Origin of the sequence: Delftia deserti, assembly GCF_042653485.1 — a bacterium.
Lineage (GTDB): Bacteria > Pseudomonadota > Gammaproteobacteria > Burkholderiales > Burkholderiaceae_C > Comamonas > Comamonas acidovorans.
Genome location: NZ_JBHSIH010000001.1, coordinates 4707259 through 4725995, shown reverse-complemented (window position 1 = coordinate 4725995; position 18737 = coordinate 4707259). Strand labels below are relative to the sequence as shown.

Annotated in this window: 13 protein-coding genes; 9 read left to right on the top strand and 4 right to left on the bottom strand. The window is 69.7% G+C overall.

Going from position 1 to position 18737, the window contains the following annotated elements; translation table 11 throughout:
* The first annotated feature begins 52 nt into the window (after window positions 1-52).
* From ACFPFG_RS22545 to dsbG, 6 genes are all read left to right on the top strand, one after another.
* Window positions 53-1816, top strand: a complete 1764-nt coding sequence (locus tag ACFPFG_RS22545) for a methyl-accepting chemotaxis protein (RefSeq protein WP_380108312.1) — start codon at window positions 53-55, stop codon at window positions 1814-1816.
* Window positions 1817-1834: 18 nt separating this feature from the next.
* Window positions 1835-2851, top strand: a complete 1017-nt coding sequence (locus ACFPFG_RS22540; RefSeq protein ID WP_380108310.1) for a FecR family protein — start codon at window positions 1835-1837, stop codon at window positions 2849-2851.
* Window positions 2852-3082: 231 nt separating this feature from the next.
* Window positions 3083-3718 carry an RNA polymerase sigma factor gene (locus ACFPFG_RS22535; RefSeq protein ID WP_310889410.1) on the top strand — a complete coding sequence of 212 codons (636 nt, stop codon included), beginning with the start codon at window positions 3083-3085 and terminating at the stop codon, window positions 3716-3718.
* The gene (locus ACFPFG_RS22530; protein WP_380108308.1) at window positions 3715-4761 is read left to right on the top strand and encodes a FecR family protein; all 1047 of its coding nucleotides are present in this window, start codon (window positions 3715-3717) and stop codon (window positions 4759-4761) included. The genes ACFPFG_RS22535 and ACFPFG_RS22530 overlap by 4 nt, the downstream gene beginning before the upstream one ends.
* Window positions 4762-5104: 343 nt before the next feature.
* Window positions 5105-7663 (top strand): TonB-dependent siderophore receptor, encoded by a 2559-nt coding sequence (locus ACFPFG_RS22525; RefSeq protein ID WP_380108306.1) that lies wholly within the window; start codon window positions 5105-5107, stop codon window positions 7661-7663.
* Between the two features lie 112 nt (window positions 7664-7775).
* Complete coding sequence (gene dsbG / locus ACFPFG_RS22520; RefSeq protein ID WP_183021093.1) at window positions 7776-8378, top strand: thiol:disulfide interchange protein DsbG; 603 nt, start codon at window positions 7776-7778, stop codon at window positions 8376-8378.
* Here the strand turns inward: dsbG and ACFPFG_RS22515 are convergent.
* From ACFPFG_RS22515 to ACFPFG_RS22505, 3 genes are read right to left on the bottom strand one after another with little or no spacing between them, the layout of a single operon-like run.
* On the bottom strand, window positions 8324-9796 hold the full coding sequence (locus ACFPFG_RS22515) for an efflux transporter outer membrane subunit (protein ID WP_380108304.1): 1473 nt from the start codon (window positions 9794-9796) through the stop codon (window positions 8324-8326). The two genes, dsbG and ACFPFG_RS22515, sit on opposite strands and share 55 nt — an antisense overlap.
* A 5-nt stretch (window positions 9797-9801) precedes the next feature.
* The gene (locus ACFPFG_RS22510) at window positions 9802-12957 is read right to left on the bottom strand and encodes a multidrug efflux RND transporter permease subunit (RefSeq protein ID WP_380108302.1); all 3156 of its coding nucleotides are present in this window, start codon (window positions 12955-12957) and stop codon (window positions 9802-9804) included.
* Between the two features lie 26 nt (window positions 12958-12983).
* On the bottom strand, window positions 12984-14204 hold the full coding sequence (locus tag ACFPFG_RS22505) for an efflux RND transporter periplasmic adaptor subunit (RefSeq protein WP_380108300.1): 1221 nt from the start codon (window positions 14202-14204) through the stop codon (window positions 12984-12986).
* Between the two features lie 136 nt (window positions 14205-14340).
* Between ACFPFG_RS22505 and ACFPFG_RS22500 the strand changes: the two genes are divergently transcribed.
* The 3 genes from ACFPFG_RS22500 to ACFPFG_RS22490 all read left to right on the top strand — a co-directional run bounded on the left by ACFPFG_RS22500 (window position 14341) and on the right by ACFPFG_RS22490 (window position 16109).
* Window positions 14341-14907, top strand: coding sequence for a TetR/AcrR family transcriptional regulator (locus tag ACFPFG_RS22500; RefSeq protein WP_034397250.1), 567 nt, complete (start codon window positions 14341-14343; stop codon window positions 14905-14907).
* Window positions 14908-15023: 116 nt separating this feature from the next.
* Window positions 15024-15182: a hypothetical protein gene (locus ACFPFG_RS22495; RefSeq protein WP_156179875.1), complete on the top strand. Its 159-nt coding sequence runs from the start codon at window positions 15024-15026 to the stop codon at window positions 15180-15182.
* Between the two features lie 12 nt (window positions 15183-15194).
* Window positions 15195-16109, top strand: coding sequence for a LysR family transcriptional regulator (locus ACFPFG_RS22490; RefSeq protein WP_183021097.1), 915 nt, complete (start codon window positions 15195-15197; stop codon window positions 16107-16109).
* Here the strand turns inward: ACFPFG_RS22490 and acnD are convergent.
* Window positions 16097-18724 carry a Fe/S-dependent 2-methylisocitrate dehydratase AcnD gene (gene acnD / locus ACFPFG_RS22485; protein WP_380108297.1) on the bottom strand — a complete coding sequence of 876 codons (2628 nt, stop codon included), beginning with the start codon at window positions 18722-18724 and terminating at the stop codon, window positions 16097-16099. The two genes, ACFPFG_RS22490 and acnD, sit on opposite strands and share 13 nt — an antisense overlap.
* Window positions 18725-18737: the final 13 nt, after the last annotated feature.

Sequence of the window (18737 nt, the reverse complement as noted above, 5' to 3'; positions counted from 1 at the left end):
TCATTTATTTTTGATAAAAACTGATAAGCAACACATTCATCTGGAAAGCGCTATGAATCTCAGCTCCTGGACCGTCAAAACCAAGCTCTATGCGGCCTTCACCGCCCTGGCCCTGCTGGCCACGCTGATTTCCGCATCGGCACTGCAGGCGCTCAACGAAGCGAACCGCAACCTGACCCAGTACGTGGAAGGAGTCAACGCCCGGGCGCAATTGGCTGACCAGGTGCGCTCGGCCGTGGACCGGCGGGCCGTCGCGGCGCGCAACCTGGTGCTGGTCACCACGCCCGCCGATGTGCAACTGGAAACCGCAGCGGTCAACGCCGCCCATGCCGATGTCAAGGCCCGGCTGGACCAGCTCAAGGCCCTGGTGGCCGCGCCAGGGGCGGGCGAGGACGCCCGCGCCCTGGTCGCCCGCATCGAACAGGTCGAGCAGCGCTACGGCCCGGTGGCCATGGACATCGTCTCGCTGACGCTGCGCCAGGAAAAGGAGGCCGCCATCGCCAAGATGAACAGCGAATGCCGGCCCCTGCTGGCCCAGCTGATTGCCGCCTCCCGGGAGTACGGCGAGCTGACACGCCGGCACGCCAGGGACATGATTGCGCACGCCACCCAGTCCTATGTGGAGCACCGCAACATGCTGATCGGCGTGAGCACCGTGGCCTTTGTGCTGGCGCTGCTCATGGGCCGGCTGATCGCACGCGGCCTGACACGCGCGCTGGGGGCAGAGCCTGCCCAGCTCGGTGAAGTCGCCCGCCAGATCGCCGACGGCAACCTCGACCCCGGACTGGTTCGCAGCGAAGCGCCCGCAGGCAGCGTGCAGGCCTCGCTCAACGCCATGCACCAGAGCCTGGCCAGCGTGGTCAGCGATGTGCGCGACAACGCCGACAGCGTGGCCATGGCCAGCGAGGAAATCGCCAAGGGCAATGCCGACCTGAGCCGGCGCACGGAGCAACAGGCCAGCGCGCTGCAGCAGACGGCGGCCTCCATGGACGAGCTGTCCTCCACCGTGCAGCAGAACGCGGACAACGCACGCCAGGTCAACCAGCTCGCGCGCGGCGCCAGCCAGGTCGCGGCCAAGGGCGGCACCGTGGTGCAGGAGGTGGTGGGCGCCATGCAGGACATCCATGCCAGCTCGCGCCAGATCGGCGACATCGTGGGCGTGATCGACTCCATCGCCTTCCAGACCAACATCCTCGCCCTCAATGCCGCCGTCGAGGCCGCGCGCGCCGGCGAGCAGGGCAAGGGCTTTGCCGTGGTGGCCGCCGAAGTGCGCACCCTGGCCCAGCGCAGCGCGCAGGCGGCCCGAGAGATCAAGCAGCTCATCACTGACAGCGCCACGCGCGTCAGCCAGGGTGCGGAGCTGGCCGACCAGGCCGGCACCACCATGGCCGAGGTGCTGCAATCCATACAGCGCGTGACCGACCTCATGGGAGAGATCAGCAACGCCAGCGACGAGCAAAGCACCGGCGTGGCCCAGGTCGGGCAGGCCCTGAGCCAGATGGACCAGGTCACGCAGCAAAACGCCGCCCTGGTGGAGGAAAGCGCGGCGGCGGCCTCCAGCCTCAAGTCCCAGGCCCAGCGCCTGGTGCAGGCCGTGGCCATCTTCCGCCTGGGCCATCAGGGCACTGTGCCCCAGCAGCCGGGTTTTCAGGCGCCGCCACCGGCGTCCGTGCCCATGCGCGCGGCCACGGCATCTGCGCTGGCGCCGGCCAAGCCTGCGCCTGCACAACCCTCAGCCGGTGCGCGCCCTGCACGACCTGTACGCCTCGCTGCGGCCAAACCGTCTGCCGAATCGCAGGACTGGACCAGCTTCTGAGGCCGGGAATCCGCACGCATGCGCCGCTACCGCTCCTGCACCGCGCCCCTGGACAAGGCTGCGCAGGTGCGCGAACTGGAAGAGTTCTTCCGCGGGCGAAACCCCATCGACCTCGCTGCGGCCGACTGGCACACGCGCATGGAGCAAGGACTGACCGCCGAGGAAGAAGCCGAATTCACCGAATGGCTGGCAGCCAGCACGGCGCACGAGGCCGCCTTGCGCCACCTGGGCCAGAGCCTGGCGGCAGCGCGGCCGATCCCCCCCGAACAGGTGGCACGCCTGCGCGCGGAGCAGGCACGCCGGCGCTCGCAGTCGGCGCCTCACGCACACCCGGAACCGGCCGCGCAGCGCCCGTCCTCCGAAGAGCGCCAAGGCTGGCGCTGGTCCCACCTGCTGCCGCGCCCTGCCCTGGCGGCCCTGTGCTGCACGGCGGCCCTGGCCGTGGGCGTGGGCTGGACCCGGTGGCAGCAGCAGCCCACCTTCACCAGCAGCCACCTGACCCCAAGCGGCCAGGCCAAGACCATCACCTTGCCCGACGGCACCGCACTGTCCCTGGACGCCGATACCCAGGCGCAGGTGGCCCTGTACCGCGACCGGCGCGAGGTGCGCATCACGCAAGGGCAGATCCTGTTCGCCGTGGCGCCCGACAGCGCCAGGCCCTTCCATGTGCTGGCCGGCCCGGCGCGCGTCACCGTGGTCGGGACGCGGTTTTCCGTGCGCTATCGCGCCACCGGCATGGAGGCGGGCAGCGTGCAGGTGGCCGTGCAGGAAGGCCATGTGCGCGTGGCCGGTGCGCAAGGCGCGGCAAAGCCTGCCGACCTGGTCGCGGGCCAGGTCCTGAGCGTGTCGCCTGCAGGCGTGCTCGGTCCGGTGGCGGCTGTGGCGCCCGGCAGCATTGCGCTGTGGCGCAAGGGACTGGTCCGCTTCGAGAACACGCCCCTGGCCGATGCCCTGGCCGAGCTGGAGCGCTACGGGCCGACCGGCCTGGTGGTGCACGACCCGGCCGTGGCGGCCCTGCGCATTGGCGGCAGCTAACAGAGCAGCACCTGCCGCTTGCTATTCCTGGCAAAGCACATCCACCAATGCGAATCACTCTCAGTACAATCGCTGCTGTTTTCCGCCAGCCTTGGCCCGGCACCTGCTCCGGGCCGCTGGCGAACCGCCGCGCGCCGTGCCTCCTTCCTTGCCGACCTCCGCCAGCCTGATTGCCGCCTGGGCCCTGCCCCAGGGGGCTGCGCCATGGCCTGGTGATGCGGGGTTGCAGCGGTGAAGCACGATCCCTTCGCCGCCGCCCAGGGAGGCATGGCACCGCCCTCCGCCCTGGCCACGCTGTACGCGCGCTGGCGCCAGCCGCTGGTGCGGCTGCTGCAGGGGCGGCTGGGCAGCCGCGCGCAGGCCGAGGACACGGCACAGCAGGTGTTTGCGCAGATGGCCGCATCGGGCCGCCTGCCCGAAGAGGGCAAGGAGCAGGCCTATCTGAGCCGCGCGGCCAGCAACCTGGCCGTGGACCAATGGCGCAGGCTGGGTGCGGAGCAGGCCATCGACATGGTGCCGGCCGAGGACTGCGGCGACGAGCTGCAGGCCCTGCCCGCCGATGACCGCCACGATCCCGCGCGCCAGGCCCAGAACCGCCAGTACCTGGCCCGGCTGGACGATGCGCTGGGCGAGCTGCCCGAGCGCCAGCGCGAGGCGTTCACGCTGCACGTCATGGAAGGATTCACGCAGGAGGAAGTGGCGCAGCGCATGGACATCTCGCTGCGCATGGTGTCCAGGCATGTGAGCCGGGCCTATGCCTACTGCGAGCTGCGCCTGCAATACGGCAGCATGGAGCAGATGCAGCGCCTGCTCGCCGACGCTGCACCACCTTCCGAACACGCTCCAGGACGCGGCCCCACGCCATGAACAAGACACCGCCCCCAGGAATGGCGCCAGACACGCTGGTGGACCTGCACGAGACTGCTGCCGAGTGGTTCACGCGCCGCCAGACGGCGGGCTGGACGGGCGCGGACGAACGCGCGCTGGACGCCTGGCTGCAGGCCGACCCCTTTCACCGCGAGATCTTCGACAGCATGGGCCGCACGCGCCAGCTGTTCGGCCAGTTGCAGCAGCAACGGCTGCAGGCGCATGGCAAGCCTGCGGTCGAGCCCGCACGGCCGCGGCCGCATCCCGCCGCAGCAGTTGCTGCTGCCCGCCCGCCCGGTCCGGGCCGCTGGCGAGCCGCCTTCGCCACGGCGGGCGTCGCCCTGTGCTGCGCCCTGCTGGTGGGCGGCTGGCATGCCTGGGACAACACCGCGCGCTACACGCTGGAGATGGCGACCGGCCCCGGCGAGCGGCGCGAGGTGGACTTGCCCGACGGCAGCCATGTGGCCGTGAATTTCAGCAGCACGCTGCAGGTGCGCTACTACCCGCGCCGCCGCGAGGTGGTGCTGGACAGCGGCGAGGCCTTCTTCGACGTGGCGCCGGATGCATCGCGGCCCTTCACCGTGGACTCGGGCCGCAGCCGCGTGAAGGTGGTGGGCACGGCCTTCAACGTGCGGGCTGCGCCGCCGCGCCTGGTGGTCAAGGTGCTGCGCGGCAAGGTGGAGGTGCGCGCCGACCGCGATGGAGCGGATGCGCCGGTACTGCTGCTGGGCGCCGCCAGCGGCGTGGCCATCGACCCCGCCACGGGCGTCCACCACGCCGTGGCTGCGCCGGCGGACACGGTGGGCGACTGGCGCACGGGGCAGCTGCGCTTTCGGCGCACACCGCTGGCCGAGGTGGCGCAGGAGCTGTCCCGCTACCTGGGCCAGCCCGTGGTGCTGGCCTCCGAAGACCTGGGCAACCTGCCCGTGTCGGCCTTTTTCTCCACGGCTTCGCCCGAGCCCTTCATCGAGCTGCTGCCCGACCTCATTGCGGTGCGCGTGCGCAGGCAGGCATCGGGCGGATGGCTGATTGCCAAGCGCTGAACGGCTGACCGGCCGATCGTCCGGCTGGAATCAGCTTTCTTACATATTGTTTCAAATAAAGAAGGCGGCACGGGTTCGTGTTCTTCCCGAAAACCGCGTCTTGAACAGGTAGGGACCGGATTTTCCGGGCACTCCCTCGGCTGCCAGCCAGCAGGGCCGAAGCAGGACTTCGCCCCCCAGCCAACGGCCGCAAACGCGGTGCGCCGCGCGCGCAGACTGGCGGCCTTGGCCTTGCGGCTGAAGCCGGCATGCACTGGTGGGCATGCCCGGCAAGGGCCTGGGCCTGCGCGCACGGCGCGATGGGGCGCATTGGCGCCGTGCAGACAGGACGCAGGATTCAAACGTGAAGCGGGCAAAACAACTGAGGGGAGCCCTGATGGGCCAGGTGGCGACGGCGCAGGTGCGCAGCGACCGTGCAGGAGCAGAGGTGGGAACGGCACGCCAGGGCGCCATGGCGCTGCTGGTGGCTGGAGCCGTGGCGGCCACGGCAGTGCCTGCGGCATCGCACGCACAGGAGAAGCATGCGGAGACCCAGGCGCAGACACAGGCGCAGGAGGCGCGTGCCCAACGGCTGCCGTTCGACATTGCGGCCCAGCCGCTGGCCACGGCGCTGGGCGCGTTCGGCCAGCAGTCCGGGCAGCAGGTGCTGTTCGACGAGGCCGACCTGGCCGGGCGCAGCGCCCAGGCCGTCAAGGGCCGGTTCACGCCGCGCCAGGCGCTGGAGCAGTTGCTGGGTGGCTCTGGCATGGCCGTCGCCACCGAGCGCAGCGGCGGCTTCACGCTGAAACCCGCGCCCCGCCCCGCTGCCGGCGCGCAGACACTGGGCGAGGTCCACGTGACCGCGCAGGCCCTGCGCAGCGCGGCCACCGAAGGCACGGGGGCCTATGCGGCGCGCGCCGTGAGCATCGGCAAGAGCGAGCAGGCGCTCAAGGACACGCCGCAGTCCGTCAGCGTGGTGACCGACCAGCTCATGAAGGAGCAGAACATCACCTCGGTCTACGAGGCCCTGGCCAGCACCACCGGCATCACGCTGCTGCAAAGCCCGCAGGGCGGCAAGTACATCTATTCGCGCGGCTTCGACGTGACGGGCATGCAGTACGACGGCATTCCAGTGGAGCGCCTGTACGGACGCGCCAGCAACTACGCAGGCAGCTCGGTCATCTACGACCGCGTGGAAGTGCTGCGCGGCGCCACCGGCCTGGTGCAGGGCGGCGGCGACCCCAGCGGCGCCGTCAACCTGGTGCGCAAGCGGCCGCTGGCCGAGCCGGGCGTCAGCGTCATGGCCAGGGCAGGCTCCTGGGACCGCTATGGCGCGCAGATCGATGCCAGCGGCTCGCTGAACCAGGAAGGTACGCTGCGCGGCCGCGCCGTGCTGGACCGGCAGGACGAGCACTCCTTCATCGACTACGTGAACAGCCGCAACACCACGCTGTACGGCACGCTGGATTACCGGCTGTCGGCCGACACGCAGGTGAGCGTGGGCGCCAGCATCGAGAGCATGAAGGGCAGGCCCTTCATCTCGGGCCTGCCGCGCTATGCCACGGGCGGCGACATCGGGCTGCCGCGCTCCACCTTCCTGGGGGCCGACTGGAACCGCCAGAACAACAGCAACAAGGCCCTGTATGCGGACCTGTCGCACCAGTTCAACGACCGCTGGCGCGCCAAGGTCTCGGCCATCCATGTGCGCGAAGAGCTGGACATGAAGTACGCGGCCTCGCTGCGCTCGGTCAATCCCTCCACCATGCTGGGCGGCAGCATTGCGGCCATGACCCAGGCGCGCATGAATGCCTCCGGCCTGGACGCCCACGTGACGGGCGACATCGATGCCTTCGGCCGCCAGCACGAGCTGGTGCTGGGCGCCACCTACAGCCGCTCGCACGCCAACCCCACCTACAACGCGTTGACGGCGGCCAGCCCCATCGATGTGACGGCGCCCAACGCCCACATCCCCGAACCCAGCGACGCCGCCCTGGCCGCCGTGTTCAACGAAGAGCGCAGGGCCATGGTGCAGCAGGCCGGCGTCTACGGTGCGCTGCGCCTGCAGGTCAGCGATCCGCTCAAGCTGGTGGTGGGCGGGCGCCTGAGCAACTACAAGAGCGACTGGGACACCTATCTGCGCAGCGCCGGTGTTCCCAGCTTCAACACGACCCACCAGGGCAATACCCGGTTCATGCCGTTTGCGGGCGCCATCTACACCCTCAGTCCGCAGTGGAACGCCTATGCCAGCTACGCCAGCATCTTCAAGCCCCAGACGCTGCTGAACGCGGCCGGCGAGAACCTCAAGCCCATCATGGGCGACACCTACGAGGTCGGCCTCAAGGGCGAGCTGATGGACGGCAGGCTGAACACCTCGCTGGCGCTGTACCGCGTGAACCAGAACCACCGCGCGCAGGAAGACCTGACCACCAGCCCCACCTGCCGCGACGGCTACTACTGCTACACCGACACCGGCAAGGTCACCAGCCAGGGGCTGGATGCCGAGATCAGCGGCGAGCTGGCGCGCGGCTGGAAGCTGTTCACGGGCTATACCTACAACAGCAACAAGTACGCCCAGGACCTGAACAACCAGGGCAAGAGCTTCAACACCTACACGCCGCGCCACCTGCTGCGCGTCTGGACCACCTACCAGCTGCCCGGTGAATGGAATGCCTTCACCATCGGCGGCGGCGTGAATGCGCAAAGCTCCAACTACCGCCAGGTGGGCGCCGTGGCCGTCCATGCGCCCGGCCGCGCGGTCTGGAGCAGCCATGTGCGATACCGCATCAACCGACAGTGGGAGGCGTCGCTGAACTTCAACAACATGTTCGACAAGACCTACTACGTCTCCGTGGGCAACCTGCTCAACAGCAGCCACTACGGCGATCCGCGCAATGTGATGCTGACGCTGCGCGGCTCGTTCTGACGGTCGGCCAGGGGGAAGCGGCGGGCGGGTTGTGCAGGCAGGCTGTGCGGGCAATAGACTAGCCACCCTGCGAAACCCGCTGCCCCCTATTCACCCGATTCAAGGAGTTCCCATGCATCTTCAACGCACCGTCCTTTTTGCAGGCATGGCGGCCAGCCTGTTTCTGGCGGCGGGACGGGCGACGGCCGCAGAAGGCCCTGCCGCGGCCCAGGCGCCACAGGCCAAGGCCCAGGCCGCCAAGCCGGCAGGCGACACCGTGCAGGCGCAACTGCAGGCATCCACCTGGGTGCCCGACGGCAAGGCCGATGCGCCGCGCGTGATCTATACCTTCACCGACCCCAACTGCAAGTACTGCCACAAGTTCTGGGAGGCCGCGCGTCCCTGGGTGGACGCAGGCAAGGTGCAGCTGCGCCACATCCTGGTGGGCGTCATCCGCGACGACAGCCCCGCCAAGGCCGCCGCCATCCTGCAGGCCCCGGACCGCGCGGCCGCACTGATGGAGCACGAGAAGAAGGCCGCCCAGGGCGGCATCGCGCCCGCCTTCAGCGTCAGCCCCGATGTGCGCAAGGCATTGGATGCCCACCACAAGCTGATGCTGTCGCTGGGCTTTCGCGGAACGCCGGGCATCGTGGTGATCGACGGCCAGGGCGGCACCAAGAGCTACGGCGGCATGCCGCGTGAGGCCGCCTTGCCCGAGGTGTTCGGCCCGCTGTGAGGCGGCGGCGCCGTCCAGCTGCCGCCCAGCACGCGGAACAGCTGGGCCAGCGCCAGCTGCCGCTGGGTCACGGTATCGACGTAGGCGCTTTCATTGGCGAAGGCGCTGCGCTGGGCATCGAGGTAGCGCAGGGAATCATCCACGCCCGCCTGGTAGCGGGCCTGCGCCAGCCGCAGGCTTTCGCGGCTGCTGTCGCGCAGCGCCAGGCGCGCGGCTTCCTCGCGGCGCAGCGTGTCGGTGGCGGCCAGGGCGTCGGCCACTTCGCGGAAGGCGGTCTGGATGGCCAGCTCGTAGGCGGCCACGGCCCTGTCCTTGCGCAGCACGGCCAGGTCGAGGTGGGCGCGGTTGCGCCCCCCGTCGAAGAGTGGCAGCGTGACCTGGGGAGTGAACGACCAGGCGCGCTGGCCCGGGCGGAACAGGTCGGACAGATCGGCGCTGGACGATCCCAGGAAGCCGGTGAGCGAGATGCGCGGGAAGAAGGCCGCGCGCGCCGCGCCAATGTCTGCGCTGCGCGCGCGCAGCCGGTGCTCGGCCGCCTGGATGTCCGGGCGGTGGACGAGCAGTTCGGACGGCGTTCCGGCCGACAGCTCCTGCAGCAGCACGGGTGCCTGGGCGGGTTGTTCCGAAAGCTGTGCGGACAGGTCGTCCACGCCCGTCAGCAGCAGCAGGGCGTTGCCGGTCTGGAGCAGCTCGCGTTCGCTGCGTTCCACATCGGCACGTGCCTGGGCGGCCAGGCCCAGGGCATCCTGGTGGTCAAGCGCCGTGGCCGTGCCCGCCTGGCGCCGCTGCGCGGTCAGGCGCAGCGAGGCTTCACGGCTTTGCAGCGTGCGCTGCGCCAGTTGCAGGCGGCGCAGGGCCCCGTCGCGGGACAGGTAGGCCTGCACCACTTCGGCACCCAGGCTGATGCGGGCCGCGCGCGCGGCCTCTTCGGTGGCCAGGTACTCGCCCAGGGCGGCTTCGGACAGGTTGCGCACGCGGCCGAACAGGTCCAGCTCGAAGGCGGCCAGCCCCAGGCCGGCCTGCCAGTTGCCCTGCACCTGCGGCTGGCCCGTGGCATTCATGTCGCCCGGCAGGCGCTGGCGCGTGCCGCCGCCCTGCAGGCCCACGCCCGGCAGCCGGTCGGCGCGCTGCACCTGGTACAGGGCGCGTGCCGCCTCCACGTCGAGCAGGGTCTGGCGCAGGTCGCGGTTGTGGGCCTGGGCCAGGTCCACCAGCTGGCGCAGCTGGCGGTCGGCGATGAAGCTGTTCCAGTCCAGCGTGGCCGCCGACGAGGACAGCACGGGCGCGGCATCCTGTTGCGGCCACTGCGTGGGAATGGGCGCCTGCGGACGCTGGTGGACCGGGGCGAGGGAGCAGCCCGCCAGCACCAGGCTGGCGGCCAGCGCACACAGGGCGCGTGGGAAGAAGTGCAGGGACATGGCGCTTACTCCGTGGGGATTGCCGGGGCCTGCAGGGCAGGCGGGGTGCCGGCCGGCGCCTTGCGCCGCAGCAGGGACAGCACCCAGACGAAGAAGACGGGGACGAAGACCACCCCCAGCAGCGTGGCCGACAGCATGCCGCCGATCACGCCGAAGCCGATGGCGGCCTGGCTGGAGGCGCCCGCGCCCGAGGCCAGCGCCAGCGGCACCACGCCCAGGATGAAGGCCAGCGAGGTCATGACGATGGGCCGAAAGCGCAGCCGCGCCGCCTGCAGCGCGGCCTGCGCCAGGCTGTGCCCCTGCGCATGCAGGTCCCTGGCGAACTCCACGATCAGGATGGCGTTCTTGGCCGCCAGGCCGATGATGGTGATCAGGCCCACCTTGAAGTACACGTCGTTGGACAGGCCCACGGCCGAGGTGGCCAGCACCGATCCCAGCGCGCCTATGGGCACGATCAGCATCACGGCGGCGGGAATGCTCCAGCTCTCGTACAGGGCCACCAGCAGCAGGAACACCACCACGATGGCCAGCGCGAACAGCTTGGGCGCCTGGGCACCGGCGGCTTTTTCCTGGAAGGACAGGGCCGTCCACTCGTAGCCTATGCCGCGCGGCATCTCGGCCATGATGCGTTCCAGCTCGGCCATGGCCTCGCCCGTGGTGTGGCCGGGCCTGGCGTCGCCCGAGATGCGGAAGGCCGGATAGCCGTTGTAGCGCGAGATCTGCACCGGCCCGCTTTCCCAGCGCACCGAGGCAAAGGCCGACAGCGGCACCTGCTGCCCGCTGGCGTTGGGCACGTGCAGGCGCAGGATGTCCTCGGGCCGCGCGCGGGCCTGCGCATCGGCCTGCACCACCACGCGCTGCAGGCGGCCGGCGTTGGGGAACTCGTTGATCACGGCCGAGCCGTAGGCCGTGGACAGGGCCGTGTTGATGGCGCTGAAATCCACGCCCTGGGCCTGCGCCTTGCGCCGGTCGATGTCCAGCCGCAGCTGGGGCGCATCCTCCAGGTTTTCCATCATGGCGTAGGCAATGATGGGCGAGGCATTGGCCTTGGCCAGCAGCTGGTCGCGCGCAGCGATCAGCGCCTCGCGGCCCAGGTTGGCGCGATCCTGCAGGCGCAGCGCAAAGCCGCCGGAGTTGCCCAGGCCGTCGATGGGCGGCGGGTCCACGGCCATGACGGTGCCGTCGGACAGGCGGGCAAAGCGCTGGTTGAAGGCCTGCACCTCGTCCCACGACGCCTGCCCGGCGCCGCGCACCGACCAGTCCTTGAGCGTGACGAAGGCCAGGGCCGCGTTCTGCCCCATGCCCGAGAAGCTGTAGCCCATCAGGAACTCGGCCTGGGCCGTGGCGGGGCGGCTCCGAACATAGTCCTCCATGTCCTTGACCATGGCCTTGGTGCGCTCCGTGGTGGCGCCCGGCGGCAGCTGCACGCCGACGATGTAATAGCCCATGTCCTCGTAGGGCACGAAGGATTCGGGCATGCGCGTGTACGCAACGCCCAGCCCGGCCACGATGGCGGCATACACCAGCATGCAGCGCCCGGCGCGGCGCACCAGCCGCTGGTTGAGCAGGTCGAAGCGCTCGGTCAGCGCCGCGAAGCGGCGGTTGAACCAGCCGAAGAAGCCCTTGCGCTCGGCGTGGTGGTCCTTGGCAACGGGCTTGAGCAGCGTGGCGCACAGCGCCGGCGTGAAGGTCAGCGCCAGCAGGCCCGAGAACAGGATGGACACGGCCAGCGACAGCGAGAACTGCCGGTAGATCACGCCCACCGATCCGCTCATGAAGGCCAGCGGCAGGAACACCGCCACCAGCACCAGGGTGATGCCGACGATGGCGCCCGAGACCTGCTGCATGGCCTTGACCGTGGCGGCCAGCGGCGGCAGCCCCTCCTCGGCCATGAGGCGCTCCACGTTCTCCACCACCACGATGGCGTCGTCCACCAGGATGCCGATGGCCAGCACCATGCCGAACATGGTCATCATGTTCACCGAAAAGCCCAGCGCATACATCACGCCCAGGGTGCCGGCCAGGCACACGGGCACGACGATGGTGGGAATCAGCGTGTAGCGCAGGTTCTGCAGGAACAGCCACATCACCAGGAACACCAGCGCCACGGCCTCCACCAGGGTCTGGATGACCTTGCCGATGGCCACTTCCACGAAGCGCGAGGTGTCATAGGGCACGGCGTACTGGATGCCGGCAGGGAAGTTCTGCGACAGCTCGGCCAGGCGCGCCTTGACGGCCTTGGCCGTCTGCATGGCGTTGGCGCCGGGCGCCAGCTGCACGGCGGCGGCCACGCCCTGGCGGCCGTCCTCGCGCGAGGAAAAGCTGTAGTCCAGCTGGCCGACCTCCAGCCGCGCCACATCGGCCAGGCGCACGGCCGAGCCATCGGCCCTGGCACGCAACACGATCTGTCCGAACTCCTCGGGCGAGGCCAGCGTGCCCTTGACGGCGATGGTGGCGCTCAGCTCCTGGCCGGGCCCCGCGGGCGAGGCGCCAAAGCTGCCGGCCGGCACCTGCGCGTTCTGGGCGGCGATGGCCGCGTTCACGTCGGCCACCGACAGGCCGTAGCCCAGCAGCTTGCCCGGATCGACCCACACGCGCATGGCCACATCGGCCGCGAAGAACTGCACCTTGCCCACGCCGGGCACGCGGCGGATCTCGTTGTTGATGTTGCGCACGGCGTAGTCGGACAGGGCCACCTCGCTGTTGCCGCTGCCGCCGCTGCCGTCCTTGTAGGTCAGCGAGTAGATCATCAGGAAGTTGGCGCTGGCCTGCTCGACCTGCAGGCCCATCTGCATCACGGACGCGGGCAGGCGCGCCTCGGCCTTCTTGATGCGGTTTTGCACCTCCACCTGGGCCAGCGCGGGCTCGGTGCCCGGGGCGAAGGTGGCCGTGATCTCGGCCAGGCCCGTGGAGCCGCTGGAGGAGTCGAAGTACAGCAGCCCCTTGGTGCCGTTGAGTTCCTCCTCGATGACGCTGGTCACCGACTCCATCACCGTGGTGGCGGAGGCGCCCGGGTAGTTGGCGGTGATCGAGATCTGCGGCGGCGCCACGTTGGGAAACTGGGAGACGGGCAGCGCCGGTATCGCCAGCAGCCCGGCGAGCATGATGAAGATGGCCACCACCCAGGCGAAGTTGGGGCGGTTGATGAAGAACTTGGACATGGTCTATTCCTTGGGCAGGCGCCGGCTCAGTCGCTGGACGTGGCGGAGCTGCCGGAGGCGCTGAAGGTGCCGGACAGCCCCGCCGTAGGGGAGGCCGCGGCATCGGAAAGGGCCGTGACCTGAACCCGCGCCCCGGGCTGCAGGCCCGCCATGCGGCCCACCACCACGCGCTCGCCGCCCTTGAGGCCTGCGCTGATCTGCCACTGCGCGCCATGCATGGCGGCGGTCTGCACGGGGCGCATCTGCAGCGTGTCCTGGCCGTCCACCACCAGCACGTGGGCCTGCCCGTCGGTGCTGCGCTGCACGGCCCGCTGCGGCACCAGGATGGCAGCAGGGTCCACGCCCTGGCCCACGGTCACGCGCACATACATGCCGGGCAGCAGCATGCCGTCGCGGTTGTCGAAGCGCCCGCGCAGCGCCATCTGGCCCGTGCCGCGGTCCACCGTCACATCCGAGAACAGCAGCCGCCCCGTGCGCTGCACGCCCGTGCCGTCCACCTTCAGGGAGACCGGCGTGCCGCCCTTGCCAGCCGTCTGTGCCAGGCGGCCCTCGGCCAGGGCCACGCGCAGGCGCTGGGCTTCGGCCACGGGCTGCTGGAAGTCGGCATAGACCGGGTCGAGCTGCTGGACCAGCGCCATGGGCGTGGCCTCGCCCTGGCCCACCAGGGCGCCCTCGGTGACCAGTGCACGGCCGATGCGGCCCGCGATCGGCGCCCTGACCGTGGCGTATTCCAGGTTCAGTGCGGCCGCCTGCACCTCGGCATGGGCGGACTGCCGCGCGGCCTGGGCCGCCTGCAGGCGGGCCTGCATGGCCTCGACGTCCTGGCGGCTGACCGCCTCCTGCGCCACCAGCGGCGCGTTGCGGCCGACCACGGCACGCGCATCGAGCAGGGCCGCCTCGGCGCTGGCCAGCTGGCCCTGGGCGCGGGACAGGGCGGCGCGCAGGGGCGCCGGGTCGATCTGGAACAGCACCTGGCCGGCCCGGACATCGGCACCTTCCTCGAAATGGCGGCGCAGCACGATGCCGGCCACCCGCGCACGCACCTCGGCCACGCGCACGGGCTCGATGCGGCCCGGCAGATCGCTGGACAGGGCCAGCGGCGCGGGCTGCACGGTGACGGCCTGCACCACGGGCAGCGCATCACCCGCCGCGGCCGGAGCCTCGTTGCGGCCGCAGCCCGCCGCCAGGACGGCCAGCACCAGGGCCGCCAGCGGCAGGCCACGTCGCTTGTTCAGACGCATGCTCATGTTCACAACCTGATTGATTCGATACGAAGGCCGCGATGGTACATATCAGAATCAAATGAGTCAACATCGATTCATTTGATACTTTAAAACATCAACAGATAAAATCCCTGCACTTTCCAAGGAGGCATGACAAGCGATGACGAGCACCAAGCAAGAGGACGAAGGCAAGCTGCTGGGCGCACTGGCACTGGCGCTGCTGGACGATCCCAAGGCCAATCTGCAGGAGCTGGCACGCGCCATCGGCATCAGCAAGGCCACGCTCTACCGCTTCTGCCCCACGCGCGACCAGCTCATCGACCGGCTCATAGGGCATGCGGCCGACACCCTGTCGCGCGCCATGCACGCGGCCGAACTGGAGCGCCACGCGCCGCTGGAGGCGCTGCGCCGCCTCACCGCCCACTGCCAGGACCACCAGACGCTGCTGCTGTTCCTGATGTATTTCTGGCGCTCCGACATCTCGGTGGTCGGCCAGATAGAGAGCGAATGGGTGGCGGCCATGGATGCCTTTTTCCTGCGCGGCCAGCAGGCCGGCGTGTTCCGCATCGACATCACGGCAGCGGCCATGACCGAGCTGTGGCTTTCCATGGCCGTGGGCCTGCTGGATGCGGAACGGCGCGGCCGTGTTGCGCGGGCCAGCGTGGCGGCCGTGATGGAGCAGTCCTTCCTGCACGGCGCCCTGCAGCCCGGCGCACCGGCCGCGTAGCACGCCGGCCCGTTGGGAACTGGCCCACAATGTGCGCGATCTGCGCCAGCGGAGCTGGCCCGGCCGGCATTGCGCGTCCTGATGCCCGCCCCATAACCGGAACTGGAAGAACAGCCATGAACCCCTTGAGCAACAACAAACGGATCGAAGAGTTGAGCACGCAGGCCATCACGGCGTTTGACATGGAAACGCGCTTTCGCACGCTGGCTGCCAGTGGCGATGCTAAGCAGGCACTGGACATACTGGCACGCCTGGACAGCCAGGATCCGCGTTGAGGCCGAGGCTGCATGCTCGAACGCACCCACCTCGCCATCGTCCGTGAAGTCGAAAAACAGGGCTCGCTGACGGCGGCGGCCGGCGTGCTGTGCGTGACGCAGTCGGCGTTGAGCCACAGCATGAAGAAGCTGGAGCAGCAGCTGGGCACGGACATCTGGCTGCGCGAAGGCCGCAGCCTGCGCCTGACGCAGGCCGGCCAGTACCTGCTGGCCGTGGCCCAGCGCGTGCTGCCCCAGCTGGACCTGGCCGAGGAGCGGCTGCGCCAGTTCGCCCAGGGCGAGCGCGGCGCGCTGCGCATCGGCATGGAGTGCCATCCCTGCTACCAGTGGTTGCTCAAGATCGTCGCGCCCTATCTGGCGAGCTGGCCCGATGTGGATGTGGATGTGAAGCAGAAATTCCAGTTCGGCGGCATCGGCGCCCTGTTCGGCTACGAGATCGACCTGCTGGTCACGCCCGATCCACTGTTCAAGACGGGCCTGGAGTTCGTGCCCGTGTTCGACTACGAGCAGGTGCTGGTGGTCTCCAGCGCGCATGCGCTGGCAGGGGCCGATTTCGTGGAGGCCGCCCAGCTCGCGCCCGAGGTGCTGATCACCTATCCCGTGCCCATGGACCGGCTGGACATCTACAACCAGTTCCTCATGCCGGCCGGCATCACGCCGCGCCGCCAGAAGGCCATAGAGACCACGGACATCATGATGCAGATGGTGGCCAGCGGCCGGGGCGTGGCGGCCCTGCCGCGCTGGCTGGTGCAGGAGTACGCGGGCAGGCTGGACGTGGTTCCCGTGCGCCTGGGCGCCAAGGGCATCGCCAAGCAGATCTTCCTGGGCGCACGCGTGGCGGACCTGCAGACCGACTATCTGCAGGCCTTCATCGAGCTGGCGCGCCAGCCGCTGGCCGCTGGCACGCCCCCAGCTCAGGCCGCCTGAGCCTGCGCCAGGAAGTCCTGCGCAAAGCGCTGCAGCACCCCGCCGGCCTCGTACACCGACACCTCCTCGGCCGTGTCCAGCCGGCAGGTCACGGGCACGCGCAGCGTCTGGCCGTTGCGGCGTTCGATCACCAGCGTGAGTTGGGTGCCCGGCGTACGCTCGCCTTCCACCCCATAGACTTCCGTGCCGTCCAGCCCCAGGGTTCTGCGGTCGGTGCCCGGCAGGAACTGCAGCGGCAGCACGCCCATGCCTATGAGGTTGGTGCGGTGGATGCGCTCGAAGCCTTCGGCCACCACGGCCTCGACTCCGGCCAGCCGCACTCCCTTGGCCGCCCAGTCGCGCGAGCTGCCCTGGCCGTAGTCGGCGCCCGCGATGATGATCAGCGGCTGGCGGCGGTTCAGGTAGGTTTCCATGGCCTCCCACATGCGCACCACGCGGCCTTCTGGCTCGATGCGCGCCAGCGATCCCTTGTGCTGCACGCCGTCGATGACGGCCATCTCGTTGACCAGCTGCGGGTTGGCGAAGGTGGCGCGCATGGCGGTGAGGTGGTCGCCGCGGTGGGTGGCGTAGGAGTTGAAGTCCTCCTCGGGCAGGCCCATGCGCGCCAGGTATTCGCCCGCCGCGCTGTCGGCCAGGATGGCGTTGGAGGGCGACAGGTGGTCGGTGGTGATGTTGTCGGGCAGCAGGGCCAGCGGCCGCATGTTGCGCAGCGTGCGCGGGAAGGCCGCCAGCGCGCCCACGCCTTCGGTGTCCCAGTACGGCGGGCGGCGTATGTAGGTGGACTGGGGGCGCCAGTCGTACTGGGGCGAGGCCTTGTCACCATCGTCCTTGCGGATGGCGAACATGGGTTCGTAGACGGCGCGGAACTGCGCAGGTTTGACCGCTTGTTCAACGATGGCGTCGATCTCCTCGTCGGTGGGCCACAGGTCCTTCAGGCGGATCTCCCGGCCGTCCACCACGCCCAGCCCGTCCTGCTCGATGTCGAAGCGCACCGTGCCCGCCAGCGCATAGGCCACGACCAGCGGCGGCGAGGCCAGGAAGGCCTGTTTGGCCTGGGGATGGATGCGCCCGTCGAAGTTGCGGTTGCCCGAGAGCACGGCCGTGGCGTAGAGGTCGCGCTCGACGATCTCCTGCTGGATGGCGGGGTCCAGCGCGCCGCTCATGCCGTTGCAGGTGGTGCAGGCAAAGGCGACGATGCCAAAGCCCAGCTGCTCCAGCTCGCTGAGCAGGCCGGCCTCCTTCAGATACAGCTCCACGGCCTTGGAGCCCGGCGCCAGCGAGGATTTGACCCAGGGCTTGCGCGCCAGGCCCAGACGATTGGCATTGCGCGCCAGCAAGGCGGCGGCGATGACATTGCGCGGGTTGCTGGTGTTGGTGCAGCTGGTGATGGCCGCGATGATGACGGCCCCATCGGGCATCAGGCCCTGCGCCTCCTGGGCGCGGGCGGCCTGCAGTTTTGCGGCATCGGCAATGCCGCGCTCGGCCAGGGCCGAGGTGGGCAGGCGCCGGTGCGGATTCGAGGGGCCGGCCATGTTGCGCACCACGGTGGACAGGTCGAACTGCAGCACGCGCTCGTACTCCACCCCGGCCAGGGTGTCGCTCCACAGGCCTGCGGTGCGCGCATAGGCCTCGACCAGGCGCACCTGGGCCTCGTCGCGGCCGGTCAGGCGCAGGTAGGCCAGCGTCTGGTCGTCAATGGAGAACATGGCCGCCGTGGCGCCGTATTCGGGGCACATGTTGGAGATGGTGGCGCGGTCGCCGATGCTCAGGCTGTCGGCGCCCTCGCCAAAGAATTCCACATAGGCGCCCACCACCTTTTGCTGGCGCAGGAATTCGGTCAGGGCCAGCACGATGTCGGTGGCCGTGATGCCCGCCTGGCGCCGGCCCGTGAGGCGCACGCCCACGATGTCGGGCAGGCGCATCCAGCAGGCACGGCCCAGCATGACGTTCTCGGCCTCCAGCCCGCCCACGCCCACGGCGATCACGCCCAGGGCATCGACATGGGGCGTGTGCGAGTCGGTGCCGACGCAGGTGTCCGGGAAGGCCAGGCCATCCTGCACGGTGACCACGGGGGACATCTTCTCCAGATTGATCTGGTGCATGATCCCGTTCCCTGCAGGGATCACATCCACGTTGGCAAAGGCCTTCTTCGTCCACTCGATGAAGTGGAAGCGGTCCTCGTTGCGGCGGTCCTCGATGGCGCGGTTCTTCGCAAAGGCGTCGGGATCGAAGCCGCCGCACTCCACGGCCAGCGAGTGGTCCACGATGAGCTGCACGGGCACGACGGGGTTGACCTGGGCGGGGTCGCCGCCTTCGGCCGCGATGGCATCGCGCAGGCCGGCCAGGTCCACCAGGGCGGTCTGGCCCAGGATGTCGTGGCAGACCACGCGCACGGGGAACCAGGGGAAGTCGATGTCGCGGCGGCGCTCGATCAGCTGCAGCAGGTAGCCGTCCAGCTGCTCGGGATCGGCGCGGCGCACGAGGTTTTCGGCATGGACGCGGGCGGTGTAGGGCAGACGAGCCCAGGCACCGGGCGAGAGGGCATCGACGGCGGCACGGGCGTCGATGTAGTGCAGCTTGGTGCCGGGCAGGGGTTTCTTGTGGTCGTTGTTCATGGGGCGGATGCAA

Excerpts from the sequence above, each read along its gene's own strand:
- ACFPFG_RS22545 (WP_380108312.1), top strand. The coding sequence starts at position 53 with ATGAATCTCAGCTCCTGGACCGTCAAAACCAAGCTCTATGCGGCCTTC.
- ACFPFG_RS22540 (WP_380108310.1), top strand. The coding sequence starts at position 1,835 with ATGCGCCGCTACCGCTCCTGCACCGCGCCCCTGGACAAGGCTGCGCAG.
- ACFPFG_RS22530 (WP_380108308.1), top strand. The coding sequence starts at position 3,715 with ATGAACAAGACACCGCCCCCAGGAATGGCGCCAGACACGCTGGTGGAC.
- dsbG (WP_183021093.1), top strand. The coding sequence starts at position 7,776 with ATGCATCTTCAACGCACCGTCCTTTTTGCAGGCATGGCGGCCAGCCTG.
- ACFPFG_RS22515 (WP_380108304.1), bottom strand. The coding sequence starts at position 9,796 with ATGTCCCTGCACTTCTTCCCACGCGCCCTGTGTGCGCTGGCCGCCAGC.
- ACFPFG_RS22510 (WP_380108302.1), bottom strand. The coding sequence starts at position 12,957 with ATGTCCAAGTTCTTCATCAACCGCCCCAACTTCGCCTGGGTGGTGGCC.
- ACFPFG_RS22505 (WP_380108300.1), bottom strand. The coding sequence starts at position 14,204 with ATGAGCATGCGTCTGAACAAGCGACGTGGCCTGCCGCTGGCGGCCCTG.
- ACFPFG_RS22500 (WP_034397250.1), top strand. The coding sequence starts at position 14,341 with ATGACGAGCACCAAGCAAGAGGACGAAGGCAAGCTGCTGGGCGCACTG.
- ACFPFG_RS22495 (WP_156179875.1), top strand. The coding sequence starts at position 15,024 with ATGAACCCCTTGAGCAACAACAAACGGATCGAAGAGTTGAGCACGCAG.
- ACFPFG_RS22490 (WP_183021097.1), top strand. The coding sequence starts at position 15,195 with ATGCTCGAACGCACCCACCTCGCCATCGTCCGTGAAGTCGAAAAACAG.
- acnD (WP_380108297.1), bottom strand. The coding sequence starts at position 18,724 with ATGAACAACGACCACAAGAAACCCCTGCCCGGCACCAAGCTGCACTAC.